This is a genomic window from Deefgea piscis (genome assembly GCF_013284055.1).
Classification (GTDB): domain Bacteria; phylum Pseudomonadota; class Gammaproteobacteria; order Burkholderiales; family Chitinibacteraceae; genus Deefgea; species Deefgea piscis.
Genome location: NZ_CP054143.1, coordinates 580307 through 603491, shown reverse-complemented (window position 1 = coordinate 603491; position 23185 = coordinate 580307). Strand labels below are relative to the sequence as shown.

General features: G+C 49.5%; 20 protein-coding genes. 1 reads left to right on the top strand and 19 read right to left on the bottom strand.

The genetic code is table 11. The annotated features are described in order from the left end of the window. Positions 1-32: 32 nt before the first annotated feature. The 5 genes from acs to HQN60_RS02880 all read right to left on the bottom strand — a co-directional run bounded on the left by acs (position 33) and on the right by HQN60_RS02880 (position 6800). Complete coding sequence (acs, locus tag HQN60_RS02900) at positions 33-2003, bottom strand: acetate--CoA ligase (RefSeq protein ID WP_173532266.1); 1971 nt, start codon at positions 2001-2003, stop codon at positions 33-35. Between the two features lie 196 nt (positions 2004-2199). Next, positions 2200-2805: a 3'-5' exonuclease gene (locus HQN60_RS02895; RefSeq protein ID WP_173532265.1), complete on the bottom strand. Its 606-nt coding sequence runs from the start codon at positions 2803-2805 to the stop codon at positions 2200-2202. Continuing rightward, positions 2802-4604: a DUF294 nucleotidyltransferase-like domain-containing protein gene (locus tag HQN60_RS02890; protein ID WP_173532264.1), complete on the bottom strand. Its 1803-nt coding sequence runs from the start codon at positions 4602-4604 to the stop codon at positions 2802-2804. Before HQN60_RS02890 ends, HQN60_RS02895 begins: the two co-directional genes overlap by 4 nt. Positions 4605-4671: 67 nt before the next feature. Beyond that, positions 4672-6453, bottom strand: coding sequence for a cation acetate symporter (locus HQN60_RS02885; protein ID WP_173534573.1), 1782 nt, complete (start codon positions 6451-6453; stop codon positions 4672-4674). Positions 6454-6491: 38 nt separating this feature from the next. Beyond that, positions 6492-6800, bottom strand: a complete 309-nt coding sequence (locus tag HQN60_RS02880; RefSeq protein WP_173532263.1) for a DUF485 domain-containing protein — start codon at positions 6798-6800, stop codon at positions 6492-6494. Between the two features lie 228 nt (positions 6801-7028). Between HQN60_RS02880 and HQN60_RS02875 the strand changes: the two genes are divergently transcribed. Next, positions 7029-7931 (top strand): LysR family transcriptional regulator, encoded by a 903-nt coding sequence (locus HQN60_RS02875; protein WP_173532262.1) that lies wholly within the window; start codon positions 7029-7031, stop codon positions 7929-7931. 161 nt (positions 7932-8092) lie between these two features. On the opposite strand, the gene rpmG is transcribed toward HQN60_RS02875, so the two are convergent. The 14 genes from rpmG to flhB form a co-directional block, all read right to left on the bottom strand. Next, positions 8093-8248 (bottom strand): 50S ribosomal protein L33, encoded by a 156-nt coding sequence (gene rpmG, locus HQN60_RS02870; protein WP_027469283.1) that lies wholly within the window; start codon positions 8246-8248, stop codon positions 8093-8095. Between the two features lie 17 nt (positions 8249-8265). Then, positions 8266-8499, bottom strand: a complete 234-nt coding sequence (gene rpmB, locus HQN60_RS02865) for a 50S ribosomal protein L28 (RefSeq protein ID WP_173532261.1) — start codon at positions 8497-8499, stop codon at positions 8266-8268. Positions 8500-8650: 151 nt separating this feature from the next. Next, the gene (locus HQN60_RS02860; RefSeq protein WP_173532260.1) at positions 8651-11050 is read right to left on the bottom strand and encodes a DNA translocase FtsK; all 2400 of its coding nucleotides are present in this window, start codon (positions 11048-11050) and stop codon (positions 8651-8653) included. Between the two features lie 105 nt (positions 11051-11155). Further along, positions 11156-11896, bottom strand: coding sequence for a lysophospholipid acyltransferase family protein (locus HQN60_RS02855; RefSeq protein WP_173532259.1), 741 nt, complete (start codon positions 11894-11896; stop codon positions 11156-11158). Between the two features lie 162 nt (positions 11897-12058). Next, complete coding sequence (locus HQN60_RS02850) at positions 12059-12802, bottom strand: flagellar motor protein (protein ID WP_173532258.1); 744 nt, start codon at positions 12800-12802, stop codon at positions 12059-12061. Continuing rightward, positions 12802-13542, bottom strand: a complete 741-nt coding sequence (locus HQN60_RS02845; RefSeq protein ID WP_173532257.1) for an RNA polymerase sigma factor FliA — start codon at positions 13540-13542, stop codon at positions 12802-12804. The genes HQN60_RS02850 and HQN60_RS02845 overlap by 1 nt, the downstream gene beginning before the upstream one ends. 38 nt (positions 13543-13580) lie before the next feature. Further along, positions 13581-14186, bottom strand: a complete 606-nt coding sequence (locus HQN60_RS02840) for an ABC-type transport auxiliary lipoprotein family protein (RefSeq protein WP_173532256.1) — start codon at positions 14184-14186, stop codon at positions 13581-13583. Further along, the gene (locus HQN60_RS02835) at positions 14183-15229 is read right to left on the bottom strand and encodes an MlaD family protein (RefSeq protein ID WP_173532255.1); all 1047 of its coding nucleotides are present in this window, start codon (positions 15227-15229) and stop codon (positions 14183-14185) included. The genes HQN60_RS02840 and HQN60_RS02835 overlap by 4 nt, the downstream gene beginning before the upstream one ends. Positions 15230-15232: 3 nt before the next feature. Beyond that, positions 15233-16021: an ABC transporter ATP-binding protein gene (locus HQN60_RS02830; protein WP_173532254.1), complete on the bottom strand. Its 789-nt coding sequence runs from the start codon at positions 16019-16021 to the stop codon at positions 15233-15235. A 1-nt stretch (position 16022) separates the two neighbouring features. Next, entirely contained in the window at positions 16023-17111 is a 1089-nt protein-coding gene (locus tag HQN60_RS02825) for an ABC transporter permease (RefSeq protein ID WP_173532253.1), read from the bottom strand. Then, positions 17098-17997 (bottom strand): MinD/ParA family ATP-binding protein, encoded by a 900-nt coding sequence (locus HQN60_RS02820; RefSeq protein WP_173532252.1) that lies wholly within the window; start codon positions 17995-17997, stop codon positions 17098-17100. Before HQN60_RS02820 ends, HQN60_RS02825 begins: the two co-directional genes overlap by 14 nt. Before the next feature lie 36 nt (positions 17998-18033). Next, positions 18034-19620: a flagellar biosynthesis GTPase FlhF gene (flhF, locus tag HQN60_RS02815; RefSeq protein WP_173532251.1), complete on the bottom strand. Its 1587-nt coding sequence runs from the start codon at positions 19618-19620 to the stop codon at positions 18034-18036. A 225-nt stretch (positions 19621-19845) separates the two neighbouring features. Then, positions 19846-21915: a flagellar biosynthesis protein FlhA gene (flhA, locus tag HQN60_RS02810; protein ID WP_173532250.1), complete on the bottom strand. Its 2070-nt coding sequence runs from the start codon at positions 21913-21915 to the stop codon at positions 19846-19848. 55 nt (positions 21916-21970) lie between these two features. After that, positions 21971-23116 (bottom strand): flagellar biosynthesis protein FlhB, encoded by a 1146-nt coding sequence (gene flhB, locus HQN60_RS02805; RefSeq protein ID WP_173532249.1) that lies wholly within the window; start codon positions 23114-23116, stop codon positions 21971-21973. Between the last annotated feature and the right edge of the window lie 69 nt (positions 23117-23185).

Here is a 23185-nt window from a genome sequence, read left to right as displayed (position 1 = left end):
TTCAACTCTCGTAATCGAATTAGCTTAATGTATTAAATTGCGCTTTGGCGTAATTGCTCAAGAATCGCTGGATTTTCTAGTGTTGAAGTATCCGCAGTGATTTCTTGGCCTTTGGCGATGTCACGCAACAGACGACGCATGATTTTACCTGAGCGGGTTTTCGGTAGATTGTCACCGAAACGAATTTCATCCGGTTGGGCGATCTTACCGATTTCATGTGCGACCCATTCACGTAGCTCTTTGGCGATGCGTTTGGCGTCGTCGCCTTCTGGGCGCTGACCTTTGAGCACCACATAAGCCACCACAGCTTCGCCTTTAATATCGTGTGGTTTACCCACTACGGCAGCTTCAGCAACCAATGGATTGGCGGCGAGAGCCGATTCAATTTCCATGGTGCCAAGGCGGTGACCAGAAACGTTCAGTACGTCGTCAATGCGGCCCATGATCCAGATGTAGCCGTTTTCGTCGTAATGCGCTGAGTCGCCAGCGAGGTACAATTTACCGTTGTAGTCTTCTGGGAAATAGGTTTTGGCAAAACGCTCAGAGTCGCCCCAGATATTACGTACCATCGATGGCCATGGCTTGCTAATCACCAAGAAGCCGCCTTTGCCGGTTGATACTGGCGCGCCAGATTCATCGACGATATCGGCCATAATGCCTGGAATTGGCAAGGTGCAAGAGCCCGGTTTGATCGCAACTGCGCCTGGCAACGGTGCAATCATATTGCAACCGGTTTCGGTTTGCCACCAAGTATCAACGATAGGGCAGCGGCCACCACCGATGGTTTCGTAGTACCACATCCATGCATCTGGATTGATCGGCTCACCTACCGTGCCCAATAGGCGCAATGATGAAAGATCATATTGTTTTGGCAAATCGCCACCGAGTTTGATCAATGAACGAATCGCAGTCGGTGCGGTGTAGAACGTGGTGACTTCGTGTTTTTCAATCATTTGCCAGAAGCGTGATGCATCTGGATACGTCGGAACACCTTCAAACACCACTTGTGTTGCGCCAATGCCCAGTGGGCCGTAGGCGATATAGCTGTGACCCGTAATCCAGCCCACGTCGGCAGTGCACCAATAAACGTCGGTTTCTTTGTAATCGAATACCCATTTCATCGTCACTTGCGTGCCGAGCAGGTAACCGGCTGATGAGTGTTGCACGCCTTTTGGCTTACCGGTTGAGCCTGAGGTGTAAAGGATAAACAGTGGGTGTTCCGATTCAACCCATTCTGGTTCGCACACGTCAGCTTGGTCTTGAACCAATTTGTGCCACCAAACATTACGCTCAGCATTCCAGTGTTCTGGTTTATTGCTAGTGCGTTGGAAAACAATGACTTTTTCGACTGAATCGCAGCCACCTAAGCCCAAGGCTTCGTCGACCATTGATTTAAGTGGCGTTGGTTTGCCACCACGTATTGATTCATTGGCCGTAATCACCAGTTTGGCTGCGGCATCTTGGATGCGATCACGCAATGCGCCGGCGGAGAAGCCACCGAATACCACCGAGTGAATCGCGCCGATACGAGCGCAAGCTTGCATGGCAATCACGGCTTCAACGGTGTGTGGCATATAGATGACAACGCGGTCACCTTTGACCACACCAAGGCTTTTCAGGCCATTGGCAAATTGGCAAACGCGGTGATACAGCTCACGGTAAGTTACGCGAGTCACTGAGCCATCGTCGGCTTCAAAAATAATCGCGACTTTATTGGCTTTGCTTTCTAAATGGCGATCAAGGCAGTTGTACGACACATTAATCAAGCCATCTTCAAACCATTTAAAAAACGGTGGATTGTCTTGATTTAAAATTTGAGTAAAGGGTTTTTTCCAGCTCAGTAGATTGCGGCCTAAATCAGCCCAAAAGCCTTCATAGTCGGCTGTGGCTTTCTCGCACAGCGCGTTGTAGCCTTCCATGCCTGAGACCGTCGCATTGGTGCGAAATTCATCAGAGGGTTGGAATAAACGGTTTTCTTTTAATACTGAATCGATACCACTCATGAGTGAACCCCTTAGGAAAGAAACTGAGTTGGAAATAATCTGAGATCAAATTTATGGGATTACAGTGCTGAAAGCTAATTGTCTTTTTTGATGCGGTAAATCAGTCAGGCTGATGTGCTGGGCAATGAGTTGAATTACTTGGTGTTTTCGCCCTTAATCCCGTGGACAGATTGAGAGCAAGAACGCGTAATGTGAGTCAATCGGTGTTGGCTTTGAGTTTTAAGAAAATCAGCGCGGCAATCACGGCGTCGTTGAGCGGGTTGTGGCGAGGGAGCGTGGGAATATCTAACTCGGTGAGTATTGTCTCTAAGCTCAAATCCACATCCGGTCGATAAGCACTGACTTTTTTGTCGTAATACAAGCTCGATACTTCAATGCCTTGATTGGGTAGCGTTATACCTAGCCATGGCTTGAGCTGTCGATTAATCACCGCTAAATCAAATTCAAGGTAATACCCAACAATGGGTCGGCTGCCGATGAAATGCAGTAATTGGCTCAGCGCTTCGTGGAGTGTTAAACCTTGGGCGACGTCTTGCTGGCGTAGGCCATGAATCGGAATCGTTTTGGGATCAATCGCGCCGCTGGGCTTAACGAGCCACTGCTGGCTGCTGGATCTTAAAATGCAATTGCCGCGAATAATCACCGCAGCAATGGAGAGGATTTCGGCCTGCTTTGGATTGAGGCTGGTGGTTTCGCAATCAATACTGACCCATTCATTATGCGGTGGTTTGGCAAATAAAAACTCAAACTGTGGATCGCGTAAACGTCGCTTGGCCTGCCAGTATTTGAATGTTTGGATCATAGCGTATTCAATTTAAATTGATGGGCAATGGTCTGTTTAAAGCGCTTCACTACGGTGAGCGTATCTTTGAGTAGGTCGCGCTCGAGTGTTGTGAGCTGGGCCAGTTCAATGCCGTAGTCGAGTAATTTGCCTTGCTGTGCTTTGATTAAGCCATATTTCAATTGCAAACTTTGCAGGTAGGCCAGTGACTCTCGAATGTCGCTAGCTAGCGTTGGCGAGAGGATTTCTTTTTGTTTGAGTATTTCTATTCTTCGGTAGGTATTGCGCTCTGAGAGCTTCGCCTTCAAGGCTAAGCTGCGTATACCATGCACTAAAGTAAAGATGCCGCCCTTTTTTAAATCGAGTAAGCCCCCCTTGCTACGCAATTGGGAGAAAAACCCCAGCGGCGTATCAAACTGTTCGATTGGCAAAGCAAAGTGCGCCAGTAGGCTGTCATTTTCAACCAGGCTTTGATAAAGGTAATCGCGTAATCGGGCAAACAGCGCTTTATTGCCATACACCGGATAGGCATCGAGCCAAATTGCCAGATGTAGCATGTTTTCACGATGCGTTTGTACCTGCCATTCATCGAGTAAAATTTTAAATTCACTTTCACTACGCCGCCAATACGGATTGTTGACCATGATTTGCCCAGGGCAGGGCGGGTAACCAAAGCGAATCAGCGCTTGATTAAATGCCGCGCAGATGGCGGCTAAATCGGGGTGGCTAAAGCCATCAGCGATAATCAAGGCATTGTCTTGATCGTTGGCCAGAATTTGTTCGCCGCGTCCTTCTGAGCCCAAGCACAGCAAACAGACATTGGCGCTGATCTCTGCTGGCGCGAGCAGTTGCCAAGTTTTGGCGAGTAATTTGCGGTGTAGCTCACGCATCGTATCGGCAATCAGCGTGACTTTAACGCCTTGACGCTGTTGCTGGCGTATCAATTGATCGACGTGCGACCACGCTTGTGCCAATTCATCAATCGACACCGCGCGCTCAATTTGACTTTGAATTAAGTGTGAATGCTGCGTGAGAAAAGCCAGCAAATCGACTTGCTCTAAAATCCCCAGTGCCCCATCTGCGCGGCGCACAATCACCCGGCTAATGGTGTGCTTAGTCATTAACAGCATGGCGGCATGGATCGGTTCGTCATCGGCCACGCTATGCAAACGATAGTGAGCATAGTTGGCGATCGCGGTGCTGCGCGCTGGCAATTCGCTGATCACAAAGTCGCGTAAATCTCGTTGAGTAAAGATGCCAATGTGCTCGGCATTTTTAATCAGCACCGCAGTGCAGTGCTCACTTTGCATGCGCTGGGCGGCATCTAGGATGCTGGCATCGGCGCTCAGCCATTTCACTGGCTGAATATAGGCGGCCGTAACGGGGGCCAGTAGCAAAGCTTGTAATTCATTTTCTTCGGGGGCTTGATGCGCTAAGGACGTCATCCGTACGGCAATATCTTGATAAAAATAGGCGCCAAACTGTGGGTTGCTACGGATGAGCTCTAAAATTAATTCGCGTGGAATGCTAAAGACAATGCTGTCGTCAATCGCCACCCATTGCTGTTGGGCGGTTTCATTGAGCAGCGCTTTACTGTTAATGGTTTCTAGCTCGCTGTAGACGGTTAATACCTCGCTGTTTTCTTCTTCAGCAATCAGTCCTTTATTTAAAATCAGCAGTGCATGATGGGGGGCGCCAGCCGCAATAACGGTGTGGCCACTGGCAAAGTATTGAATATCGAGCGCGTTTTCAAAGCGTTCGCGTTCACTGGGCTTTAGGCTGCGATAAGGGAGAGCAGAAAACTCAAATAGCGTCGACATAATGTACCTTGCATCAAAAACGCCCTACATCGCGAAGCGTGTAGGGCGTGTTGCGATGTATCTACTCTTAATGCTTATCAGTTGCGCCTTCTGCGCCAATACCTGTCATAGAGCGGATAAATTGTGGCATGAATTTAGCTTTTTCTTCTGCCGCTTGCTTGCTGGTATCGAGTACTGAAACCAACCAAATCACAATGAAGGCCAGCGTCATTGAGAAGATTGTTGGGTTTTTGTACGGGAACCATTCGCTGCCTTTTTCGTGACCGAGCACTTCAACCCAAACCGATGGGCCAAGGATAATCAGTGCCAGCGCGCTGATTAAGCCAACAAAACCACCCACCACTGCGCCACGGGTTGTCAGACCTTTCCAGAACATCGACAAGAACAGCACTGGGAAGTTAGCCGATGCCGCAATCGAGAACGCTAGACCGACCATGAACGCGATGTTTTGCTTTTCAAAGGCAATCCCCAAGAACATCGCCAATACGCCAAGCGCGATGGTAGTGATTTTTGAAACGCGAATCTCATCGGCTTCATTGGCTTTGCCTTTCTTGATGACCGAGGCGTAAATATCATGCGAAACCGCTGATGCGCCCGACAAGGTCAAACCGGCTACCACTGCCAGAATGGTTGCAAAAGCGACGGCCGAGATAAAGCCTAGGAAGTAATCACCACCGACTGCGTCAGACAAGTGAATCGCCGCCATATTCGAGCCGCCAATCAAGGCGCCAGAGACTTCTTTAAATTTCATCCCCGCTTCGCCCGACAACAGCACAATCGCACCAAAGCCAATGATGAAGGTCAAAATATAGAAGTAACCGATAAAGCCAGTCGCATAAAACACGGATTTACGGGCTTCTTTGGCGTTCGATACGGTAAAGAAACGCATCAAGATGTGTGGCAAACCTGCAGTACCAAACATCAAGGCCATACCCAGAGAAATCGCATCGATAGGATTCGATACCAAGCCACCTGGTGCCATGATATTGGCTTTAGCAGCAGCAACCGCAGCTTTTGAAGCCGCAGCAGCACTAGCAACCGCCGCAGAGGCGTTCGGTGCATTGCTAGCAACCGCCGCCGCCGCTGCTTCTGCCGCAACGTTGGCCTTGAGTGCCAAGGCTTCAGCGCCTGCATGTTTTACCGCAACAGCTTGTTGGAATAGCGTTTCAAAGCTAAAGCCAACGTGTTTCATGACCATAAAGGCCATAAATGATGCGCCTGACAGCAACAAGATGGCTTTAATGATTTGCACCCAAGTGGTGGCTAACATGCCGCCGAAGGTGACATACATAATCATCAAAATACCGACCAAGATGACGGCATAGGTGTAATCCATGCCAAATAGCACTTGAATCAATTTACCTGCGCCGACCATTTGTGCGATCAAATACAGCGCCACCACAACTAAAGTGCCGGTTGCCGCAAAAATACGCACGGGTATTTGCGATAAGCGATACGAAGCCACGTCAGCAAAGGTGTATTTACCCAAGTTACGCAAGCGTTCGGCAATCAGGAAGGTAATCAAAGGCCAGCCGACCAAAAAGCCGATCGAGTAAATCAAGCCATCGTAACCAACACCAAACACCATCGCGGAAATACCGAGGAACGATGCAGCCGACATATAGTCACCCGCAATCGCCAAACCGTTTTGAAAACCGCTAATCCCTCCGCCCGCCGCGTAGAAATCTTTGGCTGATTTAGTGCGGCGTGCTGCCCAGTAGGTAATACCTAAGGTAAAGGCAACGAAAATCAAGAACATCACAATCGCAGGAATATTGAGGTCGTGACGTTTTTCGACTGCGCCGTCAATACTGCCAGCAGCCCAAGCCGGTAGGCTGCTGGCGAGCATCAAGCTAGCGAGTGACAGGCGTTGCAAAGTAGATTTGATCATTTTTTCGCGTCCTCAACGACTTCACGGGTCAATTGGTCGAATTCTGTGTTGGCTCGACGTACATAAATACCGGTAATCACAAACACTGACAAAATAATCATGATGCCAATTGGGATACCAATCGTGGTGACGCCACCAGAAAGTGATTGACCTAGGGTTGCGGGTGAGAATGCAATCACCAAAATAAAACCGTAATAAATCACCAGCATCACAAAAGAGAGAAGCCAAGAGAGACCGGATTTTTTCCGTACTAACTCTTGAAATTTGGGGTTCTGCTGAATGCGTTCAATCGTATGATCTTGCATGCGTTGCCTCCTCGGATAAATCAATCGTCAAACCCAGATGGGTGTTGTGCCGCTAATTTATGTGAGAGTGGCTAACTTAAGCTAATTGCATTTTTTGATGCTCTAAATCAGTTCGACTTATGTTGCATTGCGTACACCTTACGAAAGTGTTTGTAATTGCTGATTTTAAAGCTACATAACTAGTGTAATTAGTTCACAAAAAGGCAAGGAGTAGGTGATAATCGGCAGATGGAAATCTATCAACTTCGCACATTTGTTACCGTGGCGCAGCAGGGGCATCTCACGCAAGCCGCTGAATTGCTGCATTTATCCCAGCCGGCAGTGACGGCGCAGATTAAGGCGTTGGAAGAAGAATTTGGCGTGGCGTTATTTGAACGCTACCCCGGCGGCGTTCAATTGACTGAGGCGGGGAAATTAATCCTGCCTGATGCACAGCAGATCTTGGCGCAAGCCCGCAGCCTGCTCTATCGAGCTAAAGCGTTGCAAAATGAACCCAAAGGTAAAGTCAGAATTGGTACGATAGGCGTGCCAGGACGTTTAAAGCTCGGCCCTTGGTTAGCGCAATTGCGAGAAAGTTATCCTTTATTGACTGTGCAGACCACGCATGGGATTTCGGTTGGGGTCTTGAACGAAGTTCGCAAAAAAATGTTGGATGCTGGATTTTATTTAGGACGAAATCCGTACCAAAATGTTAACACTGTGCCATTGAGCGAAATTGGTTTTTGCGTGGCATTGCCGCCGACCATGGCGCATTTGCAAGATGCAGATTGGAAGACTTTGGGCTCGGCTTTGTGGTTGGGTCTATCGCAATTCACTAGTTTGGCCGATATTTCGCAAGAGCTGTGGCGCAGTCAAAATATTGCCCCTAAATTAGTCGGTGAATTTGATGAAGAGGCCACGCTGCTCGAATTGATTAAATCTGGTGTTGGCATTGCGATTTTGGCTGAGCGTACGGCGCATCGCTATGCGGCGGATGGCTCGATTGTGTTGTGGCGCAATGGTGAGGTGGCTACGCGCGCTTTATTGCAGTTTATTTATTCCAGCGATCGAGAAAAAGACCCCATGATTGATATGCTGATCAAAGCTTTGCGTACCACATGGCAGGAAGAATCGGCGTGTCTTATCCAATAATGGGTATTGAGCTAGGGTCTAATTAGGCCTTAGCTTTGGGGTATATACCGTCTATTTTTAGCGCTAACACCCTGCGAGTTGTGAGTTGCTTGTTCCGCTGATCAAAAACAAAAACCCCGCTGAGGTAGCGGGGTTCTCGAGTATGGCGTCACTGCCCTGAATTACTTCAGTTTAGTTTCTTTGTAGATCACATGTTTACGAACAACAGGATCGAACTTCTTGATTTCCATTTTTTCTGGCATGGTACGTTTGTTCTTGGTCGTGGTGTAGAAATGACCAGTACCAGCAGAAGATTCTAGCTTGATTTTATCACGCATGATTTATAGTCCTTAGCTTACAGTTCGCCGCGCGCGCGCAGATCTGCCAAAACCACATCGATGCCGTTCTTATCGATGGTGCGCAGAGCTGCGGTCGAAACGCGCAAGCGGATAAAGCAGTTTTCGCTCTCAACCCAAAACCGGCGGGATTGCAGGTTCGGTAGGAAGCGGCGTTTAGTTCTGTTATTGGCGTGGGAAACATTATTCCCTGTCATTGGGCCTTTGCCCGTGACTACACATACTCGTGCCATGATTCTGTCCTGACGTTCGGAACTGGAAAAGTCCACGTTTATATCACAAAGTGAAGATTCGATTCAAGTCCATTAATGAAAAAACTCCAGACTTTAGTCGCTGAAGTGACTGATTTACAACATAATGCATCGCGAAAATGCTCAGGCGACATTATTCACTGATTGGTGGCGCAAGTACAGTCCGGTTGCCATTTGTTTCCATAGAACTGACTAATCCGGCACTTTCCATTTGCTCAATCAAGCGAGCTGCGCGGTTGTAGCCAATACGCAGTTGCCGCTGTACCGATGAAATCGATGCACGGCGGCTTTTAAGTACAAAAGCCACCGCCTCATCATACAATGCGTCGCCTTCACCAGCATCTGCATTCCCGCTACTGCCTGCGGCGGCTTCAGCATCAAAGCCACCGTTTAAAATGCCATCAATATAATTGGGTTCACCTAAAGATTTTAGGTAATCAACCACATGGTGGACTTCATCATCGGCGACAAATGCGCCGTGAATTCGGAGTGGATAGCCTGAACCGGGTGGTAAAAATAACATATCACCTTGGCCGAGCAAGGCTTCGGCCCCCATTTGATCCAAAATGGTTCGACTATCGATTTTACTTGAAACTTGAAACGCCAATCGAGTTGGAATATTGGCCTTGATTAAACCGGTAATCACGTCGACCGACGGGCGCTGGGTCGCCAAAATCAAATGTATCCCGGCAGCACGGGCTTTTTGCGCTAAGCGGGCAATGAGCTCTTCGATTTTCTTGCCTGCGACCATCATTAAATCGGCAAATTCATCAACCACGACGACGATAAACGGTAAATGTTCCAGCCGCTCAGGATCATCGGGTGTGAGACTAAACGGATTAGTGAGGTGCTTGCCGGCTTTTTCAGCGTCTTTGATCTTTTGATTGTAACCCGCTAGATTGCGCACGCCCATCGCACTGAGTAAGCGGTAACGTTTTTCCATTTCAGCAACACACCAATTGAGCGCATTGGCAGCGAGCTTCATATCGGTCACCACTGGCGCCAGTAAATGCGGAATGCCTTCGTAGATGGATAACTCCAGCATTTTGGGGTCGATCATAATAAAGCGCACTTCGTCTGGCGTAGCTTTATAGACCAATGACAAAATCATCGCATTTACGCCGACCGATTTGCCCGATCCCGTCGTACCGGCAACCAACATATGCGGTGCTTTACCCAGATCGGTGACAATCGGTTTGCCGGTAATGTCTTTACCGAGCGCGATCGTTAATTTGCTACCCATGTCGTGATACGGCTCGCTGGATAAAATCTCAGAAAGACGAATCATTTGCCGTGTTGGATTAGGTAACTCCAAGCCCATATAGGTTTTGCCGGGAATGGTTTCCACTACACGAATTGATACCAAGCCCAGTGCTCGCGCCAAATCTTTCATTAAATTCACGATTTGTGAGCCTTTTACGCCAACAGCAGGCTCAATCTCATATCGGGTAATCACGGGGCCAGGGTAAGCGGCGACAATTTTCACCTCGACATTAAAATCGGCCAATTTGCGTTCAATCAGCCGCGAGGTAAATTCCAGCGTTTCTTTGCTAATGGTTTCTTGCGACTGCTGTGCAGGAGCAAGCAAACCCAGCGCGGGGAGTGATTCATCGGTTTTGTTGCTGATATTGGCGCGTTTGATGGGGGCTGGCGGCAGATCATCTTCAGCAAATAACAAGGGCTGCGCGGCTTGCTTAGCCACTTCGACTTGTTGTTTTTCGAGTTCTTTCTTTTCTCGCACAATGCGCTTTTCAACTTGCCGCGCAACGGGGATATCCAGTTGTGCTGGCTCGATAATCAGTGGCTCTTTGCCCGCCTGTTTTTGTTTGGCGGCGACCACTTGTTCATTGCGAACTTTTTTGGTTTCGCGGCCGATACGCCGATCTTTTGCCGCTTGAATGGCATTGAGTACGTTGAAAAAACTGTTTTCAACCACAGTACCGATGTTTTCCATCACATTGAACCAAGACAGCCCGGTAAATAATGAAACACCAAAACCAAACAGGGTAATTAAAAATAAGGTGGCACCGCTAAAGCCAAGGCTAAGCGACATCCAGCTGGCCACAGTTAAACCCAACATGCCGCCTGGCACATAAGGCAACGGGGCAGTTAGGGAATGCAGTCGTAAAGCTTCAAAAGCACTACTGGCGACGAGCATCAGGAAAAAACCGCTACACGCTAAAAAAACCACCGGACGTGATGATTCGGCGACACGATCAATGCGGCGATAGCCCCATAAAATGGCGGCCAAGCAAAATACCGTCCACCACCAAGCCGAAAAACCAAAGGTATACAGCAGCACATCCGATAACCAAGCACCAAAACTGCCACCACGATTATAAATTCGGGCTTCAGTGGCGCTATGCGACCAGCCTGGATCGGCCTGATGGTAGCTAGAGAGCACGAGGACTAAGTAGGCGAGCAAAACGACTAAAATTAACCACCAAGATTCGCGCAGCAAATTGGCCATGCCTGGCGGTAAGGCGGCACGGGTCGAAACATTGGCGACGTTTTTCTTGCGAAATAAGGGCATATATATATCAAGGAACAAGAAGCTGAGGCGATTATAAGGGCAAGCTTGCGCTTTGAGTGCTGTAAATGAATCGCATTGTGTTGGCAATCATCACAATTGAAACATTTAAATTAAAAAACGTTTCTGCCAAGTTAGGTAATGTTGATAGCAGGTTTCACAAAAGATTTCTTTATTCTCAAAGTCAGCCGGATAAAGCGCCGGAAAAACATGGTAGTGAATGACAGGATTGGGGCTGGTAAAAATGGCGAATATTTTTTGCAATAAGCTTTCATTGGCCCGCCACTCAAAACTGATTTGTGCTTCATGATGTAAAAACACCGGCACAATCGGCGTGTTGGTGGCGAAGGCGACTGAAAACGCGCCAAACTGAAAACGCTCGGCCAATAGCCTGCCGTGACAACCGCCTTCAGGATAAATGGCGATATTATCACCGGCGTTGACAGCCTCAATCAGCTCAGCCAAAGCCGCTTGCCGTGAGGCCTTATCTTCTCGGCGTACAAATAAAGTGCCTGCCGCAGTGGCAATTTTGCCAACTAAAAACCAATCGCGAACTTCAATTTTGGCTAAGCTGCGCACCTTAAAGAAGGAAGGGATGCCAACGTCTTCGAGTGCCGAAGGATGGTTGGCGATCAAAATATACTGCTCAGGTAAGGGCGCGTGCTGGTGTATGCGCAGCTGCACGCCTAAGGCGCGAACAAAGCAGCGACACCATGCTTGAAATAAACGCGGATAAATGGCGTGAATGAGGGCGTGTGGTAATGCGGCAAGCAACAGCATCAGTAATGTAAATAGCAGTAAATCCAACACCGCAATGCTGCGTATCAGGACGCGAATCAGCCAAAGCATGGCATACCTTAAATCAATAACTGGATTTAACTATAGGTGATAGTAAGGTATGGGTAAAAGGCGTGTTTTGATTGCTGAGGATGAGTTTGCTTGATTGATGGGTATATCTTGCTAGGTCTTTTCTAATAGCAATTAGCGAGATATACCTATTGGATGTATCAATCAATGATGCAAGAAACCAGAGAGTTTATTCTCAAGTAAACGGGGATTTTCGCCATTGGCGATGGTGACCAGCCCTTCGGCAACCATTTCGCGGCGACGTACTTCGAGCAAAATATAGTGCTTTAATTTATTGGCCACGGGTAAGAAAAACATATTGGCGGCGCCAACGCCATAAATTGTTGCCACAAAAGCCACGGCAATGCCGGCACCTAATTTGGACGGATCAGATAGATTTTCCATCACATGAATCAGGCCTAAAACGGCACCTAAAATGCCAAACGTCGGAGAATAACCGCCAGCAGCTTCCCAAATTTTAGCTGCGGCGCGAGCTTGATCTTCGTAGGCGTCAATATCGAGCTCCATTGCACGGCGTATGGTTTCCGGTTCGGCACCATCGACGACCATTTGTAAGCCACGGCGCACAAAGGGATCTTTTTCGCTATTAAAAAAAGCTTCTAATGCCAGCAATCCACCACGACGAGCTTGTGTTGCCCAGTTCACTAAGGTTGCCAGTAGCTTTTTGAAATCCATTGTCGGCGGGAAGAAAATCCAGCGCAGCATTTTGATGCCAGCAATAAAGTGGCGCATTTGCGTTTGTAGCATGACCGCACCAATGGTGCCGCCCATCACAATTAAAAAGGCAGTAAATTGCAGCAATGAGCTGATATGGCCGCCTTCTAGCCATTGGCCGAGAACAATGGCAACAAGCCCTAAAATAACGCCAAGTACGCTGATTTTATCCATTAGCCCAGCCAATCCTTTAATTTGCCGCGCAGGCGGGCAATTGCCTGGCTATGCAGCTGGCAAACGCGTGATTCTGAAACGCCGAGTACCGCGCCGATTTCTTTTAAATTGAGTTCTTCGTCGTAATACAGTGCCATCAACAGCTTTTCTCGCTCGGGTAGCAAGGCAATGCCGGCAATCAGTTGATCGCGAAAATGGGCATCGGTGAGCACTTGTGCCGGGTTATTGTGCGTGTCCGCCGCATATTGATCGAGTTGATCATTATCGCCATCTTGTTCGAAATCTTCATAATGCAATAACTGATGGCCACGCGCATCGCCAAGCATGTCTTGGTATTCAGTGAGCGGCAGATTCATTTTTTGCGCAATTTCAGACTCTAGCGCAGCACGGCCTAAAACTTGCTCTAACTGCACTGTAGCGCGTTCAATTTCACGCATATTGCGCCGTGCTTGGCGTGGTAACCAATCGGCATTGCGCAATTCATCGAGCATGGCACCGCGAATGCGTTGACTGGCAAAGGTTTCAAATTGCACACCCGCATCAGGATCAAAATTGCGCGCTGCTTCCATTAAGCCAATTAAACCGACTTGAATTAAATCATCGACGTCCACGCTGGCCGGCAGCCGGCTCATCATGTGATAGGCGATTTTACGCACCAAAGGCGCGTGCTTTTCAACACGAAGATCTTCGCTGCTATTTTGGGTGCGACGATAAAGAGAGAGCGCGCGATGGGCTGACATGGCATTCAATTAAGTGGCGTCTTGCTTAGTGTAGCTCACTACGGTGTGTTTACGGTAAGCAGAGACGATTCTAGTTGCAATAAAATAGTGTTTAAAGCGCGATTAAAGCCAATTACAGCTTGCTCGGGGCTGGCGTCAACAATGGCTTCGGTTTGCGTGAACGCAAAAATACGCGGTGTATTGTGCTCGATTTGGCTTAAAGCATAACGAATGCTCAGGCTAACTCGGGGCTGCGCAGGGTTGGTTACATCCACAAACAGCTGCTGTAATTCACCCTCCAAGCGCCAGCTTGGCAATAGGCTAGAGCCTACCGGCAAGATGGCGGTAAACAAACCGCTCGCTGCCAAGGCTTGTCGCGTCAAGTTGCTTATTTGCTGGGCTGGCGGCGCGAGAAAACCATTGTAGGGGTCGAGTACAAATCGCTGCGCGCTTTCGCGATAAATCAATGATGTGCTGCGGTAGGGCGAGAGTGCATGTAAATCTGCGACTTGCAAACTGCCTTTAAAGTGCGGAGTCGCCAAGCGGTCTGTGCTGGTTTGGCTGGTTGGCAAATTCGACAGTAAAAAATCCTTACGCGGCGGCGTGGTGCTGCTACAGCCGAATAACAAGGCACTGATACAGCAAAGAGTCAGGATAGTTTTCATGGTTTTGGCGGTGTATACACTGGCGGCGGGTTAGAGAATAGCAGCTGGCTGGGCTGTTGCTCGGCTGTGTTGAGTAATTGCTGCAGGCTCAAACTGGCGCTGCTGAGTTGTTCAATCAAGGCGTCTACATCGGCTTCGCGATTGCTGCTCAGACGATCGAGGCGTTGGCTCACCCGGTCAATCCGTTGTAGCGTGCTGGCGATTTGTGGGTCGGTAGCGATTTTTTTAGCGCTTTCAGCGGCAATGGCTAAATCGGCAGGCGCACTGCGCCAACCGGGTTGCTTTAAAATTTCTTGCAAAGCTTGATTACTTTGCCGTGCTTCAAGCAGTAAAGCTTGGGTTTCTTTGGCCATACTGGCCATTGGCAATTGGGCGACATGATCTAAAACGGTATTCATTTTCTCGCTCATGCTCAATAAAGGCAGTGGCGCGAGTTTTTGCTCTGCGGTGAGCAGTAATTGATCGAGTCTGGCCATGGTTTGTTCAATATCGACGTGCTGCATTTTGGCGATTAAATTTTGCGTGGCAGTGACAATTTGATTGACGGTGCTGGGGCTGGACGGGATATATAGTTGTTCTGGCGTCCATGCAATCGGTAAGGGTCGGCCGGCGTTGGCGCCCATATAGTCGATTTCTAAATAACTGGTGCCAGTGACGCCTTGCGGGGCGATTTTAACGCGTAAGCCCTTGGAAATTTCAGCATTGAGTGCCGCTTGCGTCGGGGCTGGCAGACCTTTGCCGCTCATCATTTCGGTATTTAACCGCGACTCGATCAAGACGTATTGATAGCGCTGCGCGCTCGGGAGTGCTTGTTGGTAACGCGTATAAGTAAACGTAATCGCGCTGACTTCGCCAACGACCACGCCGCGATAGCGCACTTTGGAGCCAATATCTAAGCCTTGTACCGACTCATTAAAGTAGGTTTCGAGCATGAATTGCTGGCGAAACCATTTGCCACTGCCCAGCGCGATCATTAGTCCCGCTGCGAGGGTAATGGCAACGAGAATAAATAGGCCTAAGCGAAAATTAGATCTTTGTTCCATGGTTTAGCCTTGATGGGTTGGCTCGCTGGCGGCGCAATCGGGTGGCGCGATCACTTGGCCACGGTTAAAAAAGCGACTGACGCGTGCATCGCTCGATTGTGCCAGCGCCTGCGGTGTATCAATGGCGATAATGCCTTGTGTTGATTGATCTAACATAATGGCGCGATCAGCAATGGCATAAATACTGGCCAATTCATGGCTCACTAACACACAGGTCACGTGTTGGGTTTCGGCGATGCGGCGAATTAGTGCATCCAGCTCGGCCGAGGTGAGCGGATCTAAACCGGCAGAGGGCTCGTCTAAAAATAATATTTCCGGATCCAGAGCCATGGCCCGCGCAATCGCTGCGCGTTTTTGCATCCCGCCCGATAGTGCGGCGGGGGCATAGTCAGCAAAAGCTTCTAGCCCAACGAGGCGTAATTTAAGGCGAGCAATGATTTCAATCGCGTGTGCATCAAGTTGGCTAAAGCTTTGCAAAGGCAGCATTACATTGTCGAGTACGCTCATTGAGCCAAATAAAGCGCCGGCTTGAAACATTGCGCCAAAATGACGCAGTATTGCCTCGCGATCCGCACCCGTAGTGCCCACCAGCTCATTACCTGCTATGCGTATACTGCCAGCTTGTGGCGAATAAAGACCAATCAGGTGTTTGAGTAAGGTGGATTTACCACAACCTGAGCCGCCTAAAATCGCCACCACTTCACCGCGTTCAATGCTGAAGGTGACGTCTTTTAAAATGGTTTTGCTGCCATAGCCGCAACTTAAACCTTGCACTTCAATTAAGGCGCTCATTTTACCAGCCCATATGGTAAGCCACTACGGCAAATAAACCATCGGCGATGACCAATAACACCAAAATTTGTACCACCGCTTGGGTGGTGGCGGCGCCGACGGCACTCGCGCCATTCCCCGTCGAAAGACCCCGAAAACAACCGACGGCGGCGACAATAAAGCCAAAAATAGCCGCTTTACTCAGACCCGACAGCAAATCGATTAAGTCCACTTGCCCGGCAATTTGCGAATAATACGTAGCAAACGGAATTCCAAAGCCTTTCATGACTAAAGCACCGCCAAATAGACCGATAACTTCAGCAAATAAGGTCAGCAGTGGCGCCATCAATACGCCAGCTAATAAACGCGGCAAGACTAAAAAGCGAATGGGATCAAAACCAAAAGTGACTAGAGCATTGATTTCTTCGTTCACCTTCATTGTGCCTAGTTCGGCGGCAAAAGCGGCGCCCGTGCGGCCAGCCAGTAAAATGGCGGTAATTAACGGCCCGAGTTCACGAACTAATGACAGGCCGAGCAAATTGGCGACAAAGAGCTCAGCACCAAATTGCCGCATCGGAATCGCCGATTGAAACGCGAGGATGACGCCAAATAAGATGGAGATTAAGGCGATAATCGGCACGGCATTTGCACCGACGAGTTCGCATTGCAAGAAAAATTCGCGCCAACGAAAGCGTCTCAGCGAGTGCAGGCTATGCCATAGCGCAGCGCAAATCCCACCTAAAAAGCTGATCTGCTGATAAAAATCGGCGCTGCTGCGCCGAACTTGTGATCCCAGCTGGGCGATGGGTGCAATAGATTGTTTGGGCGCAGGCTTTAAGAGTGGCAATTCTGGAGATAGGGCACTGAGTAAACGTTGCCCTTGTGCTGGTAAGCCTAAAATCTGCGCGCCGCGTTGCTGTAATTCAAATAATAACGCGGCTCCTGCGCCATCAATGATTTGTACGGCACTGGCATCAATCTCAATCTCTGCCCATTGCTGTTGCTGAATACGCTGCCATAGCGCTGCGGTGGTTGATAAGGTTAAATCACCGCAAAGTTCAAAGTGAGTGGCTGTGGTGCTAGGGCGTAATTGGGCTTCAATAGGGCGCATGATCGATTCGATTGGCCAGTAAACGCGATGACTCGATTAAACGATATATAAAGCTGGCCATATTGCCTTGTGCTTGGCGTGGTGGCGCCCAGCGTAATAAGGCATCCGCCAGCTGGCGAATTGCCGCGCTGGCCTCGGCATCGGGAAAGGCTTCTAGCACCGGCCGACCAAGGCGTGTGGCGCGGTTAAGCCATTCATCTTCTGGGACATAGCCAATCAATTTGAGTTGAATTTCTTCCCCCAAATATTGCTGGGCCACCACGCGAACCCGGTCAAACAAAGTCATGGCTTCGCCTAAGCTGGCGACGCGATTGACCAGCACTCGAAAATCACGACGAGCATATTCAGTCGCCAATTGCTTAATGGTGGCATAAGCATCGGTGAGCGATTCTGCTCGGTTCGATAGCACAATGACGACATCATCGGCGGCAAGCGATAGGCTAGGTACACCTTGCGCCACCGCAGGGCGTGTGTCGAGTAAGAGATAGTCTAGCGATTCGGTCAGTTGCGCAAATTCACTCGCTAACCTGCGTTGCTCATTGTCGTTGAGCTGGGCGAGTAAATGCGGCGGGGCGGCAATCGGTAAAATACCAAAGCCGTATTGGCTTTCGATTAAGGTATCGAGCAGGCGTGCTTCACGCCGTATCACCTGTTCCAACTCAAAGCGAGGCGTTAAATGCAAGCGATGCGCAATATTGTGTAAACCGGTAAATTCATCCAATACCACGACCTGTCTTTGTCGATCGGCCAAGGCGGCGGCTAAATTAATCACCAAGCTGGTGGTACCGGCATCGCCACGGCCACCCGATAAACTAATGGTGCGGCAGCTGGGCGTGGCAACAAGTTGCCGTAAACCTGCGGCTTGGTCTGGCCAGCGTTTAGGCACGATGTGGTCCTAATGGGGAATAACTGAATGGCAAATTCATCGTGGTGAAGTGGCAAGGCTAAAATCAGTCGGAATATCTTGGGTACTCATAAAGAGTGGATATTCGTCTTTATGCAATTGAAATACGCTATTTTCTTGTGGGTTGCGAAAAGCGCGATCAACCAGATAGGCCAAATTTGCCCGATGCAGATCTTCCGGAACACGCTGGCCATTGGTCACAAAGTGCAGTGGCAATTTATGGCGAATCGCCACATCAAGGCAACCCCCCAGCGCCATGGTTTCATCCAGCTTGGTTAAAATGCAACCGACTAAATGGCTGTTTTTATAGCGTCGAGCCACATCATCGAGTGTGCTCGCTTGCGCATTGGCCGACAATAACAACACTGTGCCGACATTATCATGCCCAAACATCGCTAATTGTTCACCGATGCGCTGATCGCGCTGCCCCATGCCCACGGTATCGATCAGTACTAAATGTCGATCGGTGAGCTCGCCGAGCGTGAGTTGTAAATCGGTTTCATCTTTGACTTCATGCACCGGCACACCCAAAATTCGGCCATAAATTCGCAGTTGATCGTGAGCGCCAATTCGGTAGCTATCGGTGGTCAATAAGGCGACCGATTGTGGGCCGTAGGTGAGCGCACAACGCGCAGCCAGCTTGGCAACGGTGGTGGTTTTGCCAACGCCAGTTGGGCCGATTAAGGCATACACGCCGCCACGTTCAACGATATCGTCTTTGGCGCTAACGGTGGGTAAATTATGGGTGAGCGCGGCTTTGACCCACTTCATTCCGGTATCCAAACTCATCGCCGCCGGCATTTTATCAATGAGCTGACGCGACAGTGCGGCGCAAAATCCAGCGCCGAGTAGTTGGCGCAAAATTTCTAATTTTTCAGGGGCGTGTTTGGATAATTCACCCCACGCCATTCCCGCCATTTGGCTTTCTAACAAGCCGCGTAGCATACGAATTTCACGCGCAATATCTTGCATTGCCGCTTGATCGGCAACAGGCACGGCGTTTTTAGCGGACGCATCGTCAAAACTGAACGTCGGCAATGGTTTTTCCGCCACCACTGGACGACGTGGTGGGATTGGACGGCGTTCTGCTTCGTGACTTAACTCCGGTTCGCGTGGTGCAGATGGCGCGGGTTTGTCTTGTACTCGCGGCTGTGGCGCGATTGTTTCGGGCCGATTGATGTAATCGGTAAATGGTACTTCATTGGGGGTTTCATTGCGTAGGGTGCTGGCTTTGGGCGCACGGTTACTGCGCAACACCGACGGAATTTCATAAGGTACATCGTCGAGCGTTGGCTCTTGTTCATCGTCTGGAATAGCGTATGAACGCGCCAAGGCTTTGGAGAGGTGCGGTGTGACTGGGGTTTGTTGCGCGGAGCTCATTAAGCGCGCGCCATTTTGCGCCGCGCGCGTTGCCGGTTTGGGCGCTGCTGCGACGGTTTGAATGCTTGTGAGTGCGGCGACGTCTGCGTCGGCCACCGCCATGATTTCGATCCCGCCACCCGCGACTTGCCGGTTGGACAGAATCAACGCATCTGGGCCAAGTTCATCGCGAACTTGGCGCAGCGCGTCACGGGTGGTAGCACCAAAGAATTTTTTAACCAGCATAAGAAACGATGATCACCGCATTTGCGCTTTAAAGTGCATCAACAAAGTTAGCCTCAAAAAAATAAGCTCGCAACGAGGGGCAATATCTAGCTTATTTTTGCCTCTGGTGCGCGCCAGAAAAGGGGTCGAGCAATGATTATCACTGTTCCTGTGCTTCTGCACAATTGAATAGCGTGCTGACGACAAGGGATTGTTGGCGTTTTGCCGAGACATCACGCCGTGGTTTTATGCACCTAAGACGTTAATAATGCGTAAAGTTTTGCTGTCAGGAATCTCGGTATGCGCGATGACGCGTAATCCGGGAATTGAACGGCGTAAAAAGCGCGATAACATCGGTCTTAATTGAGCTGGGGTAATTAAAACGGGATTAATGCCTTGCATTTCCAGTTGTTCGGTCATTGCTGCAGCTTGTTTGAGTAAGCGTTCGGCAAGGCCGGGCTCTAAGCCGCCTTGGGATTTGCCACTGGCTGCGGAGAGTAAAATGCTTTCTAGTTGTGGTTCTAATGCGACAACTTGTAGCTCTTGTTCCCCAGCAAATAATTGATGAACAATCGAGCGGCCCAATGCGACCCGCACTGTCGAGGTTAAGTCGTCGATATCTGCAGTCCGTAATATCTGTTCGCTCAGCGTTTCGATAATGGTGCGTAAATCCCGAATATGTAGTCCATCCTCGAGTAGCGCTTGCAATATTTTTTGCAGCGTACCAATTGGCACCACTTTAGGGACTAGCTCTTCAATCAACTTGGGCGATTCTTTGGCAAAGTGATCGACCAGCGCTTGGGTTTCTTCGCGGCCGAGTAATTCAGCGGCATTCGATTGCAAAATATTTGAGATATGCGTGCCGATAACGGTTGATGCATCGACCACAGTGTAGCCCATCGCTTGTGCTTGATCGCGTAAGCTGGTGTCAACCCACGTCGCAGGCAGACCAAAAGTCGGGTCGGTGGTGGCTGGGCCAGGTAAAGAGCCGGCGGCATTGCCCGGATTAATCGCCAGCCATTGCCCGACAAACGCTTCGCCAGCGCCAACGTCGACGCCTTTGAGCTGAATCCGGTATTGATTGGGGCGAAGTTCGAGATTGTCGCGAATATGCACTGCCGGCACTAAAAATCCTAATTCCTGGGCGATTTTTTTTCTAATCCCGCGAATGCGGCGCAATAGTTCACCATCTTGGTTGCGATCGACCAAAGGAATCAGCCGATAACCAACTTCCAGCCCTACCGGATCGACTGTTTGCACATCATTCCAACTGACTTCTTGTAATGGCGCATCCACCGGTGGCGGAGGGGCTGCACCTGCTGGCAGTGCGCCACCTGTGGCGGTGGCGGTCGCCGCTTTGAGGATATTTTGTTCGGCAAACCAAGCTAAACCGCCGGCCAGTGCCGCCATCATTAAAAACGCAATGTGCGGCATGCCCGGAATAATACCGAGGATGGCTAACACGCCTGCTGTAACGTAGAGCACCTGCGGGCGAGCAAACAATTGACCCAAAATTTGATCAGATAAATCTTGGTCAGTACCGACCCGAGAAACGACGATACCGGCGGCTACCGAAATAATCAGCGCCGGCACTTGCGCCACCAAACCGTCACCGATGGTGAGTAGGGTGTAGGTTTTGGCCGCATCGGCAAACAACATATCATGTTGCAACATACCAACCAGCAAGCCACCAACGAGGTTAATCACCATCACTAAAATACCCGCGACAGCGTCTCCTCGAACAAACTTACTAGCACCATCCATCGAGCCGAAAAAATTGGCTTCGTCAGAAATTTGCGCGCGTCGAGTTCGGGCTTCTTCTTCACCAATCAAACCGGCATTCAAATCGGCGTCAATCGCCATTTGTTTACCGGGCATGGCATCTAAGGTAAAGCGCGCTGACACCTCGGCAATACGCCCAGCACCTTTGGTAATCACGACAAAGTTAATAATGGTCAGAATAATAAACGCCACAATCCCGACAGCGATATTGTCGCCAATCAGCACGTGACCAAAAGATTCAATAACTTTACCGGCAGCATCGCCGCCAGCATGACCTTCGGTGAGGACCAGCTTGGTCGACGCCACATTGAGTGACAAACGCAGTAACGTGGTCATCAACAGTACGGTCGGAAAGCTAGAGAATTCCAGCGGTTTATGGGTATATAAGCTGACCATCAACACGATGATCGAAAGTGCAATATTGAAAGTAAAAAAGAAGTCGAGCACGGCCGGTGGTAAGGGGAGGATCATCATCCCCAAAACCATTAAGACCAACGCAGGCATGGCCAGTGCGGTGAGTTTGCTACGCCACATCTAAGATACCTAGTGTATGTATTTTAATAAGCATTATGTTATCTATTGCTTGCAGTTATATACCCTGTTTTTCTGACTCAGGGTCGAGTTCGGCAGGAACGGGTAAATCGGTATTGAGTGTTGGCGCTAAGCCGCCTTCTTTTTGATATTGATTGAGCTGGTAGATGTAGGCTAAAACCTCAGCAGCGGCAGTATACAACGCAGCGGGAATTTCTTCGCCCAATTGGGCGTGGTGATACAGTGCGCGCGCAAAAGGTGGCGTGCGTACAACGGTGACTTTGTGCTCCTTGGCCAATTCAATAATGCGCTCGGCCAATAAAAAAGACCCTTTAGCCACCACTTTGGGCGCGCGCATGGCTTCATCGTATTGAATCGCGACCGCGTAGTGCGTTGGGTTGGTGACCACTACATTGGCCTTGGGGATCTCGGCCATCATGCGTTTACGCGCCGCTTCTCTTTGTAATTGGCGAATACGCCCTTTGACATGCGGATCGCCTTCAGACTCTTTACTTTCTTGGCGAACGTCCTCTTTAGTCATTCTGAGGCCTTTGTAATAATCCCAAAGTTGATACGGCACATCGATTAAGACAATGATCGCCATCCCGCTAACCGTCATTAGCAAGGTGTATTTGAGCATCTGCCACAGCATATAAAAGCCAACATCCGGTGGCATGGCAATCAAACTAATAAATTGCTCTTTTTCATCCCATAAAATCCAGCCTGCAATGCCACCGATTAATCCCGATTTTAAAATCGTCTTGAGCGTTTCAATAATGGTACGCATCGAGAAAATCCGGCCAATACCCGCGATGGGACTGAGTTTTTCAAAGTTGGGGCCCAGTGCTTCAGTACTAAAGATCCAGCCACCAATGGCAATGGGGATCATGATGGCCACTAAGGCGCAGGCAGCAAAAATAGGCAATAAGGCAATCAGTGCTATGCGCATTGCCGCCATTAAGGCTTCGGGCATTTGCTTGGCGCTGATTAAATCTGTGCGATCAAAGCTGAGGTTGTCGACCATGATTTCGCGGATTGAATGAAAAATATCCGGTGCGAGCGTAAACACCGCAACTAGCCCTGCCATGAGGGTTGCAAAAGTGGTGAGCTCGTGTGAACGCGGGACCTGCCCCTTTTTTCGCGCATCTTCAATGCGCTTGGGGGAGGCCGGTTCGGTTTTTTCTAGGTCTGAATCTTCTGCCATGGCGCAAGTTTACCTGCAGTTTTCAGTGGCTGGCATTGTCTTTGCTTATTACTAGGCAAAGTCTTCTTA

Coding starts and splice junctions, on each gene's coding strand:
- acs (WP_173532266.1), bottom strand. CDS start 2,003: ATGAGTGGTATCGATTCAGTATTAAAAGAAAACCGTTTATTCCAACCC.
- HQN60_RS02895 (WP_173532265.1), bottom strand. CDS start 2,805: ATGATCCAAACATTCAAATACTGGCAGGCCAAGCGACGTTTACGCGAT.
- HQN60_RS02890 (WP_173532264.1), bottom strand. CDS start 4,604: ATGTCGACGCTATTTGAGTTTTCTGCTCTCCCTTATCGCAGCCTAAAG.
- HQN60_RS02885 (WP_173534573.1), bottom strand. CDS start 6,453: ATGCTCGCCAGCAGCCTACCGGCTTGGGCTGCTGGCAGTATTGACGGC.
- HQN60_RS02880 (WP_173532263.1), bottom strand. CDS start 6,800: ATGCAAGATCATACGATTGAACGCATTCAGCAGAACCCCAAATTTCAA.
- HQN60_RS02875 (WP_173532262.1), top strand. CDS start 7,029: ATGGAAATCTATCAACTTCGCACATTTGTTACCGTGGCGCAGCAGGGG.
- rpmG (WP_027469283.1), bottom strand. CDS start 8,248: ATGCGTGATAAAATCAAGCTAGAATCTTCTGCTGGTACTGGTCATTTC.
- rpmB (WP_173532261.1), bottom strand. CDS start 8,499: ATGGCACGAGTATGTGTAGTCACGGGCAAAGGCCCAATGACAGGGAAT.
- HQN60_RS02860 (WP_173532260.1), bottom strand. CDS start 11,050: ATGCCCTTATTTCGCAAGAAAAACGTCGCCAATGTTTCGACCCGTGCC.
- HQN60_RS02855 (WP_173532259.1), bottom strand. CDS start 11,896: ATGCTTTGGCTGATTCGCGTCCTGATACGCAGCATTGCGGTGTTGGAT.
- HQN60_RS02850 (WP_173532258.1), bottom strand. CDS start 12,802: ATGGATAAAATCAGCGTACTTGGCGTTATTTTAGGGCTTGTTGCCATT.
- HQN60_RS02845 (WP_173532257.1), bottom strand. CDS start 13,542: ATGTCAGCCCATCGCGCGCTCTCTCTTTATCGTCGCACCCAAAATAGC.
- HQN60_RS02840 (WP_173532256.1), bottom strand. CDS start 14,186: ATGAAAACTATCCTGACTCTTTGCTGTATCAGTGCCTTGTTATTCGGC.
- HQN60_RS02835 (WP_173532255.1), bottom strand. CDS start 15,229: ATGGAACAAAGATCTAATTTTCGCTTAGGCCTATTTATTCTCGTTGCC.
- HQN60_RS02830 (WP_173532254.1), bottom strand. CDS start 16,021: ATGAGCGCCTTAATTGAAGTGCAAGGTTTAAGTTGCGGCTATGGCAGC.
- HQN60_RS02825 (WP_173532253.1), bottom strand. CDS start 17,111: ATGCGCCCTATTGAAGCCCAATTACGCCCTAGCACCACAGCCACTCAC.
- flhF (WP_173532251.1), bottom strand. CDS start 19,620: ATGCTGGTTAAAAAATTCTTTGGTGCTACCACCCGTGACGCGCTGCGC.
- flhA (WP_173532250.1), bottom strand. CDS start 21,915: ATGTGGCGTAGCAAACTCACCGCACTGGCCATGCCTGCGTTGGTCTTA.
- flhB (WP_173532249.1), bottom strand. CDS start 23,116: ATGGCAGAAGATTCAGACCTAGAAAAAACCGAACCGGCCTCCCCCAAG.